Annotated in this window: 9 protein-coding genes; 5 read left to right on the top strand and 4 right to left on the bottom strand. The window is 56.9% G+C overall.

Annotation, left to right across the window (positions count from 1 at the left end; translation table 11 throughout):
- Positions 1-158: 158 nt before the first annotated feature.
- Together ubiD and H8S59_RS24855 are read left to right on the top strand one after the other, a co-directional pair.
- Positions 159-1,625, top strand: coding sequence for a 4-hydroxy-3-polyprenylbenzoate decarboxylase (gene ubiD, locus H8S59_RS24860; RefSeq protein WP_095102029.1), 1,467 nt, complete (start codon positions 159-161; stop codon positions 1,623-1,625).
- A complete protein-coding gene (locus H8S59_RS24855) occupies positions 1,625-2,593 on the top strand; it encodes a CDP-6-deoxy-delta-3,4-glucoseen reductase (protein ID WP_187523140.1) in 969 nt (322 codons plus the stop codon). Before ubiD ends, H8S59_RS24855 begins: the two co-directional genes overlap by 1 nt.
- An 11-nt stretch (positions 2,594-2,604) precedes the next feature.
- Here H8S59_RS24855 and H8S59_RS24850 read toward each other — a convergent pair whose 3' ends face one another.
- Complete coding sequence (locus H8S59_RS24850) at positions 2,605-3,042, bottom strand: sn-glycerol-3-phosphate transporter (protein ID WP_246475605.1); 438 nt, start codon at positions 3,040-3,042, stop codon at positions 2,605-2,607.
- A 408-nt stretch (positions 3,043-3,450) separates the two neighbouring features.
- On the opposite strand from H8S59_RS24850, the gene H8S59_RS24845 reads away from it, so the two are divergent.
- Positions 3,451-4,125 (top strand): gamma-glutamylcyclotransferase, encoded by a 675-nt coding sequence (locus H8S59_RS24845; RefSeq protein ID WP_187523138.1) that lies wholly within the window; start codon positions 3,451-3,453, stop codon positions 4,123-4,125.
- A gap of 93 nt (positions 4,126-4,218) precedes the next feature.
- Here the strand turns inward: H8S59_RS24845 and glpT are convergent, their stop codons facing one another.
- Positions 4,219-5,556, bottom strand: coding sequence for a glycerol-3-phosphate transporter (glpT, locus tag H8S59_RS24840; protein WP_095102021.1), 1,338 nt, complete (start codon positions 5,554-5,556; stop codon positions 4,219-4,221).
- Positions 5,557-5,710: 154 nt separating this feature from the next.
- Positions 5,711-6,688, bottom strand: coding sequence for an NADPH:quinone oxidoreductase family protein (locus tag H8S59_RS24835; RefSeq protein ID WP_187523137.1), 978 nt, complete (start codon positions 6,686-6,688; stop codon positions 5,711-5,713).
- A gap of 133 nt (positions 6,689-6,821) precedes the next feature.
- On the opposite strand from H8S59_RS24835, the gene H8S59_RS24830 reads away from it, so the two are divergent.
- Positions 6,822-7,232, top strand: coding sequence for a flagellar basal body-associated protein FliL (locus tag H8S59_RS24830; protein WP_095101995.1), 411 nt, complete (start codon positions 6,822-6,824; stop codon positions 7,230-7,232).
- A gap of 3 nt (positions 7,233-7,235) precedes the next feature.
- On the opposite strand, the gene H8S59_RS24825 is transcribed toward H8S59_RS24830, so the two are convergent.
- Complete coding sequence (locus H8S59_RS24825) at positions 7,236-7,685, bottom strand: EVE domain-containing protein (protein ID WP_187523136.1); 450 nt, start codon at positions 7,683-7,685, stop codon at positions 7,236-7,238.
- A 194-nt stretch (positions 7,686-7,879) separates the two neighbouring features.
- On the opposite strand from H8S59_RS24825, the gene H8S59_RS24820 reads away from it, so the two are divergent.
- Positions 7,880-8,032, top strand: coding sequence for a hypothetical protein (locus H8S59_RS24820; RefSeq protein ID WP_095101991.1), 153 nt, complete (start codon positions 7,880-7,882; stop codon positions 8,030-8,032).
- The last annotated feature ends 70 nt before the right edge of the window (positions 8,033-8,102 follow it).

Genomic DNA, 8,102 nt, shown 5'->3' with positions numbered 1-8,102 from the left:
CCAGGTAAAAACCGCGGAGGTCTTATCGCGGGCAAGCCTCGCTCCCACAGGAATGTATTTCAACAATTGGTATTAGCGACCCAATCCCGATACTTCAAAGCTGCCACGAACTCTAAGAGCAGGTACGATACGAACCTATTTTATCGGTGGCCGGGTTAATGAAATTCAAGGATCTACGGGATTTCGTGCAGCAGCTTGAGCAGCGCGGAGAGTTGAAACGCATTCAGATGCCCATTTCCCCAGTGTTGGAAATGACCGAAATCTGCGATCGGACCTTGCGCGCCAAGGGCCCGGCTCTGCTATTCGAAAAGCCGGTGGGCTTTGATATCCCCGTGCTGGGCAACCTGTTCGGCACACCAGAACGCGTTGCCATGGGCATGGGCGCGGAAGAAGTCAGCGAACTGCGGGAGATCGGCAAACTGCTGGCATTCCTCAAAGAGCCCGAGCCTCCCAAGGGTTTGAAAGACGCCTGGTCCAAGCTGCCAATCTTCAAAAAAGTCATCTCCATGGCACCGAAAGTCGTCAAAGACGCGCCTTGCCAGGAGATAGTCATTGAAGGCGACGATGTGGATCTGGGGATGCTGCCCGTTCAGACCTGCTGGCCTGGCGACGTTGGCCCGCTGATCACCTGGGGTCTCACCGTAACTCGCGGTCCGAATAAAGAACGGCAGAACCTGGGCATCTATCGCCAGCAAGTCATCGGCCGCAATAAAGTCATCATGCGCTGGTTGAGTCATCGTGGCGGCGCGCTGGACTTCAAGGAATGGTGCATCAAACACCCCGGTGAACCGTTCCCGGTGTCCGTTGCCTTGGGCGCGGACCCGGCAACCATCCTTGGCGCAGTTACGCCGGTACCGGACAGCCTCTCCGAATATGCTTTCGCAGGCCTGTTGCGGGGTAACCGTACTGAGCTGATCAAGTGCCGTGGCAACAACCTGCAAGTCCCAGCCAGTGCAGAAATCGTTCTGGAAGGCGTGATCCATCCCGGCGAGATGGCCGATGAAGGTCCGTACGGCGACCACACCGGCTATTACAACGAAGTCGACAGCTTCCCGGTGTTCACCGTCGAGCGAATCACCCATCGCATCAAGCCGATCTATCACAGCACTTACACCGGTCGTCCGCCTGATGAGCCTGCGATTCTTGGCGTTGCATTGAACGAAGTGTTCGTGCCGATCCTCCAAAAGCAGTTCCCGGAAATCACCGATTTCTACTTGCCGCCGGAAGGCTGCTCGTACCGTATGGCGGTGGTGACCATGAAGAAGCAGTACCCCGGCCATGCCAAGCGCGTGATGCTCGGTGTGTGGTCGTTTTTGCGACAGTTCATGTACACCAAGTTCGTTATCGTCACCGACGACGATATCAATGCCCGGGACTGGAACGACGTGATCTGGGCCATTACCACGCGCATGGACCCCAAGCGCGACACGGTAATGATCGAAAACACGCCGATTGATTATCTGGATTTCGCCTCGCCGGTTTCCGGACTGGGTTCAAAGATGGGGCTGGATGCAACGCATAAATGGCCAGGCGAAACCACACGTGAGTGGGGTCGGGTGATCGTCAAGGACGAAGCCACTACTCGCCGGGTCGACGAAATCTGGAATCAGTTGGGAATAGATTGATGCGCGTAACTTTGCAGCCTTCGGGTGCAGTGCTGGAAACCTTGCCTGGCGAGCGGATTCTCGATGCCGCGCAACGTTTGGGTTACGAATGCCCGCAAAGCTGTCGCAACGGCAACTGCCATGTGTGCTCGGCGCTGTTGGTCCACGGCCGCGTGAAACAGGCCGACGACGAACTCACCCACGGCGAGATCTACACCTGCCTTGCAGAGCCGCTTGAGGACTGTGAAGTGCTGTGGGACGGCGTGCTCGCTTTAGGTGAGCTGCCTGTTCGCACATTCGCCTGTCAACTTGGCGAGTGCGTTGAAGTCGGTGGTGATGTCTGGCGTGTCAGCCTGCGCGCACCTGCCGGCAAGCCGCCGCGTTATCACGCCGGTCAGTACTTGATGATCCATAAGGACAGCGGCGAGAAATCGGCGTTTTCCCTGGCTTCAGCCCCCCACAGCGGTCGTGATCTGGAGATGCATGTACTGGTCCGCGAGGCCAGCGCGCAAAGCCTGATCGAGCAATTGCAGCGCGATCAAATGGCTCGCATCGAGCTGCCGTTTGGTGACACGCACCTTGCCGATCTGCCCGATGGCCCGCTGGTGTTGATCGCCGCCGGTACAGGCATGGCGCAGATGCACAGCCTGATCGAACACTGCCGCGCCAAAGGTTTCGCGCACCCGGTGCACTTGTACTGGGGCGCGCGTCGTCCGGATGACTTCTACGAGATCAAGCATTGGGAAGAGTGGAAAAAGCTGCCCAATCTGTTTCTGCACAAAGTGGTCAGCGACTTGTGTGGCTGGGAAGGACGTTGCGGCATGCTTCATGAGGCTGTCTGCGAAGATATCGACGACCTGTCGGCAGTCCACGTCTACGCCAGCGGCTCCCCCGCCATGATCTACGCAACCCTCGACGCGCTGGTCAGTGCCGGGATGGATGCGCATCAAATGCGCGCCGACGTATTTGCCTACGCGCCACGGCCCTGATCAGCTCGGTGTCAAAAGCGAAAACCGAGGTTGAGCATCGCAGCGGAAGCCCCCAACAGGACGGCTTCCGCAGTGACCGGACCCAGGTTGACGCCCACCCCCGGAATGATCACTGGCGCTACGCCGTAGCGATTCAACGGAATCTTGTCACGGTACTCGCCCCTATACCCATGCAGCAGCCCACCTGTGACTTTCAGGTAAACAGCGGGATACCGACTGCTGTTGAAGCGCTTGCCCACATAGCCATACACGGAACGTTGCGCGAATGAGTTACGGAAAGTCGCGCCACCATAGACCAGTCCTGACGCTTCGTTGCGCTCCAGTCCGATAAGGTTTTGGCGGTTATTATGCTCAGGCGAGGGCGAAAAATGCCGGGTATACACGCTGGTTTGCACAACCCAAAAGCTGTCCCCGCTCTCTTCTACAGACACGTCGGCCTTAGCCTGCATCGCACCCGCGCTCAGCGCTATAAGCGATATTGCGTTGATCGCTACACCCACTTTCATACCCAGACCTTTTCGCTTATGACTTTAAGGCCGGGCGTTATACGACTCGCGCAGTTGACTCTGTAAGCAGAACTCTCCCAGTGTTACGTAGGATGCGTCCGTAAATTAAACACGAACGTTACGCGTCGTTTATCGGGAAAATTCTGCAATCCGCCTGCGGGCAACTTGTGTGGATTGCTAATTGCATTGTTTTTTTCATTAAATAGATTCAAATGTTTCACCCGTGAAACGTGATCGCCGGACCCTTAACTCATCAGACCGACGCTCACTGATCCACCCAAGCTCGCGTTGCAGCGCGTCACCCATACAAGATCCGCTACAACTGGCAGCGTACAGGCCAGGGGAGCCCGAATGGAGAATCAAATCAATAGCTTGTCAGCGGCCGTTCACGACGGTCTGGGACTGGCGTATCCACCCGTTATCGATCTGGGTCCGCAACTGACCCGCGAGCAATTGATGCTCTCGATGAAACAGACCATGCAGCGCCACGAAGGTGGACCCGTCTGGCTGTTTGCCTATGGGTCATTAATCTGGCGGCCCGAGTGCACCGCGGTGGAGCGTCAACGCGGCCGCATCCATGGTTACCATCGCGGTTTGTACCTGTGGTCGCACGAGCATCGGGGAACGCCGGAAATGCCCGGTCTGGTATTTGGCCTGGATCGCGGCGGCTCATGCAGCGGCTTTGCTTACCGCTTGCCGGAAGACAATCTCGAAGAATCGCTGCTTGCTTTGTGGCAGCGAGAAATGCCCTTCCCTTCCTATCGCCCACATTGGCTCAGTTGCCGCCTTGCTGACGGCCGACGGGTTCAGGCACTCGGATTTGTACTGGAGCGACATCTTCCCAGCTACGCGGGCAACTTGCCGGACAGCGTACTCAGCCAGGTGCTGGCCAGCGCCAGCGGCCGTTACGGCACTACCCGCGACTACGTCGAACAAACCGCCAACGCACTGCGCATCCACGCCATGCCGGATCTGAATCTGGAGGCGCGGTTAAAGCGCTGCGGGGCGGATTGCCAGGTGGTGTAAACCGGTAGGAGCGAGCTTGTTCGCGAGACGATATTCCTGATTACGCAGAACCGACGCCTCGCCAACAAGTTGGCTCCTACCGAACGGGACAACTTAACGCGACGTGCTCTCAATCTGCTTGTGCCACAACGTCGGCAGCAGGAAGACGATAGACAGCACACACGCGATCAGCAGCAGGACAAACCCGCCATCCCAACCGAAGTGGTCAACGGTGTAGCCCATCGCTGCACTGGCGGCGACCGAGCCACCCAGGTAGCCGAACAGGCCGGTGAAACCTGCCGCTGTACCCGCTGCTTTTTTCGGAACCAACTCCAGTGCCTGCAAGCCGATCAACATGACCGGGCCGTAGATCAGGAAGCCAATGGATACCAGAGCGATCATATCGACAGTTGGATTGCCCGGCGGATTCAGCCAGTACACCAGTGTCGCGATGGTCACCAGGACCATGAACACCACGCCCGTCAAACCACGGTTGCCCTTGAAGATCTTGTCCGACATCCAGCCGCACAGCAGCGTGCCCGGAATACCCGCCCACTCATAGAGGAAGTAAGCCCACGACGTCTTGTCGACCGTGAAGTGCTTGGCTTCTTTCAAGTAGGTCGGTGCCCAGTCCAGCACGCCATAGCGCAGCAGGTAAACGAACACGTTAGCCAGGGCGATGTACCAGAGCATTTTGTTGCGCAGCACGTATTTGACGAAGATTTCCTTGGCGGAAAACTCTTCTTCGTGGCTGGCATCGTAGCCTTCCGGATAGTCGTTCTTGTAGTGCTCGATGGGAGGCAGACCTACCGATTGCGGCGTGTCACGCATGGTCGCGAAAGCAAACACCGCCACCAGCAATGCCACAGCGGCAGGCACATAGAACGCTGCGTGCCAGTCGTTGGTCCAGCCCAGACCCAACAGGAACAGCGGACCAATCAGACCGCCACCCACGTTGTGCGCCACGTTCCACACAGACACGATGCCGCCGCGCTCTTTCTGCGACCACCAGTGAACCATGGTCCGTCCGCTTGGCGGCCAGCCCATGCCCTGCGCCCAGCCGTTGATGAACAACAGAATGAACATGATCGTCACGCTGGACGTAGCCCAAGGCGCGAAACCAAATATGAACATCACGCCCGCCGATACCAGCAAACCGAATGGCAGGAAGTACCGTGGGTTGGAGCGGTCGGAAACAATGCCCATCAGGAACTTGGACAAGCCGTAGGCAATTGCAATGGCCGACATGGCTACACCCAACTGTCCACGGGTGTAACCCTCGTCGATCAGATAAGGCATCGCCAACGAGAAGTTTTTACGAAGCAGGTAGTAACCGGCGTAACCGATAAAGATACCTGCGAAAATCTGCCAGCGCAGACGTCGGTAGGTACTGTCGACCTTTTCTTCAGGCAGGGGCGCCTGATGTGCGGCGGGGCGGAAGAAACCAAACATCGAGACACTCCATTTTTTGTTTTTCTGCGCGGAAGCGAATATTACATTTTCATTACAGAAAAAAGCACTGCTTATTACGCAAGAATTTGCAGTAAACAGGGAGCGTCGCGTGTTGTTTTACGAACATGTCGCCAAGTTATCTGGCGGAATCGTTTCACCTGATCCCAACAACCACTTTCCCAACCGCCCGCCTCTCGCCCAACGAATCAATCGCTAGCCCCGCCTCTTCCAACGGATAAATCTTCGATACCAGCGGCTTCAACTTGCCCTGCGCATACCAGCCAAATAACTGCTGAAAGTTCGCGACGTTATCTTCAGGCTGACGTTGCGCAAATGAACCCCAGAACACACCGATAACGGAGGCGCCTTTCAATAGCGCGAGGTTGACCGGCAGTTCGGGAATGCGGCCGCTGGCGAAGCCGACGACCAGGAGGCGGCCGTTCCAGGCGATGGAGCGGATGGCCTGGTCGAAAAGGTCGCCGCCGACGGGGTCGTAGATGACGTCAGCGCCGTTGCCGTTGGTGAGGCGCTTGATTTCTTCTTTGAGGTTGGCTTCGCTGTAGTTGATGAGTTCGTCGGCACCTGCGTTTTTGGCGACGGCCAACTTCTCGGCAGAGCTGGCGGCGGCGATGACACGGGCACCCATGGCTTTACCGATTTCCACAGCGGCGAGGCCGACGCCACCCGATGCACCGAGCACCAGCAGGGTTTCGCCGGGTTGGAGATTGGCGCGTTGTTTAAGCGCGTGCATGGAGGTGCCGTAGGTCATGCTGAAAGCAGCGGCGGTGTTGAAGTCCATGGCGGGCGGCATAGGCAATACGTTGTAGGCAGGTACGGCAACTTGTTCAGCGAAACTGCCCCAGCCGGTAAGGGCCATCACCCGGTCGCCGACTTTCAGATGGGCTACTTTTTCGCCGACCGCAGCCACTACGCCTGCCGCTTCTCCACCTGGGGAAAAGGGGAATGGTGGTTTGAATTGGTACTTGCCTTCGATGATCAACGTATCGGGAAAGTTGACCCCGGCAGCATGCACCTCCAGCAGGATTTCGTTCTTCTTGATTTGCGGGCTGGCGATGTCTTCCAGGACGAGGTTTTCGGCAGGGCCGAACGCTTTGCACAGCAAGGCTTTCATCGGACTATTCCTTTTGGATTCGTGGCCGATACGTTCAGGTATGTAGATTTTCGGGTCAATGAGCATGATCCGCCCTGATACTCATGCATAAGCTCAAGTAAGCTAGGCGGCAAACCGGATAAAGGAGTGAACTGTGAAAGCGTGGATCTTGATGTTGTTGGCCTTGTCATTGCCAACCATGGCGCTGGCTGAAGAAGCGGCCAAAGAAGGTGAGGCGCCCAAGGTTGCCTATGTATCCCTGACGCCACCGTTCGTGGGCAATTACGCACTGGATGGCGGCCCGAAGCTGCGCGTCTTCAAGGCCGATATCGCGTTGCGCGTGACCGGTCCGGAAGCACAGGCCGCTGTAAAACGTAACGATCCGCTGATCCGCAACCAGTTGGTGGCGCTGTTCACTCAGCAAACCGTCGACACCATGAGCAGTGCCGAAGCGAAAGAGAAGCTGCGTCAGGAAGCGCTCAAGCAGGTTCAGCAGGTCATGAATGACGAAGAAGGCAAGCCGATCGTGGAAGATCTGCTGTTCAACAACTTCATCGTTCAGTAACGGTTAACGCAAGGCCAGGATCGCCGCCCACTGTTCGGCGGTCACGGGCATGACGGACAGGCGTGTGCCCTTCTGCACCAGCGGCAACTCTTCCAGCGCGCTTTGCTGCTTCAGATAACCCAGACCGAGCACTTTCGGGAAAGCCTCGACGAAGGCCACATCGACAGCGCTCCACTGATTTTTATCAGCGCTGGCCTTGGCATCGAAATAGTGACTCTGCGAATCCAGTGCGGTCGGGTCCGGATAAGCAGCCTGCGTAATGCGGGCAATGCCAGCTATACCGGGCTCCGGGCAACTGGAGTGGTAAAAGAAGAACTCGTCACCAACTGCCATGGCGCGCAGAAAATTACGCGCCTGATAGTTGCGAACACCGTCCCAACGGGCATCGCCGAGGCGTTGCAGGTCAGTGATGGAGAGTTCGTCGGGCTCTGATTTCATCAGCCAGTAGGCCATGTTTGTTGCTCCTGATAGGTGCTGCGGGCAAGTTGTCAGACAGTTTCATGACAAACCGACAGTCGGCTGACGCCAACGTTTGCGTGTAGGCACGCGTTGTCGCAAAATGCCGGGATTTTAAGCTCCACGCTGCTGCACGGCCTATACAAAAACCGATGCTGACATCGTATTGATTTGCCTAAGGAGGGCAGTCAATGAAACGCAAGCCGGATTTACTTTGGATTTTGGTTATTTTGTTCGGCTTGGGTGTCGTCACTACGGGTTATGCGCAAAGTTTGTGGACCAGCAAGACCGATGCACCGGTTGAAATCACTCAACAGCAGCAGAAGTATCCTTCGCGGCATTGATTCTCGGGCCAGCCCTCTTATCAATACGCGCAACTTGAATTGAAATGCTATCTCTGTGGGAGCGGTGCTT

The sequence above is a fragment of the Pseudomonas folii genome, assembly GCF_014357575.1.
Classification (GTDB): Bacteria; Pseudomonadota; Gammaproteobacteria; order Pseudomonadales; family Pseudomonadaceae; genus Aquipseudomonas; species Aquipseudomonas folii.
The sequence above is the reverse complement of the archived record's forward strand: the minus strand, read 5'-3'. Positions and strand labels throughout refer to the sequence as shown.

What these genes read in the sequence shown, in the direction of transcription:
- ubiD (WP_095102029.1), top strand. Translation starts at nt 159, where the DNA reads ATGAAATTCAAGGATCTACGGGATTTCGTGCAGCAGCTTGAGCAGCGC.
- H8S59_RS24855 (WP_187523140.1), top strand. Translation starts at nt 1,625, where the DNA reads ATGCGCGTAACTTTGCAGCCTTCGGGTGCAGTGCTGGAAACCTTGCCT.
- H8S59_RS24850 (WP_246475605.1), bottom strand. Translation starts at nt 3,042, where the DNA reads ATGCAGGCTAAGGCCGACGTGTCTGTAGAAGAGAGCGGGGACAGCTTT.
- H8S59_RS24845 (WP_187523138.1), top strand. Translation starts at nt 3,451, where the DNA reads ATGGAGAATCAAATCAATAGCTTGTCAGCGGCCGTTCACGACGGTCTG.
- glpT (WP_095102021.1), bottom strand. Translation starts at nt 5,556, where the DNA reads ATGTTTGGTTTCTTCCGCCCCGCCGCACATCAGGCGCCCCTGCCTGAA.
- H8S59_RS24835 (WP_187523137.1), bottom strand. Translation starts at nt 6,688, where the DNA reads ATGAAAGCCTTGCTGTGCAAAGCGTTCGGCCCTGCCGAAAACCTCGTC.
- H8S59_RS24825 (WP_187523136.1), bottom strand. Translation starts at nt 7,685, where the DNA reads ATGGCCTACTGGCTGATGAAATCAGAGCCCGACGAACTCTCCATCACT.
- H8S59_RS24820 (WP_095101991.1), top strand. Translation starts at nt 7,880, where the DNA reads ATGAAACGCAAGCCGGATTTACTTTGGATTTTGGTTATTTTGTTCGGC.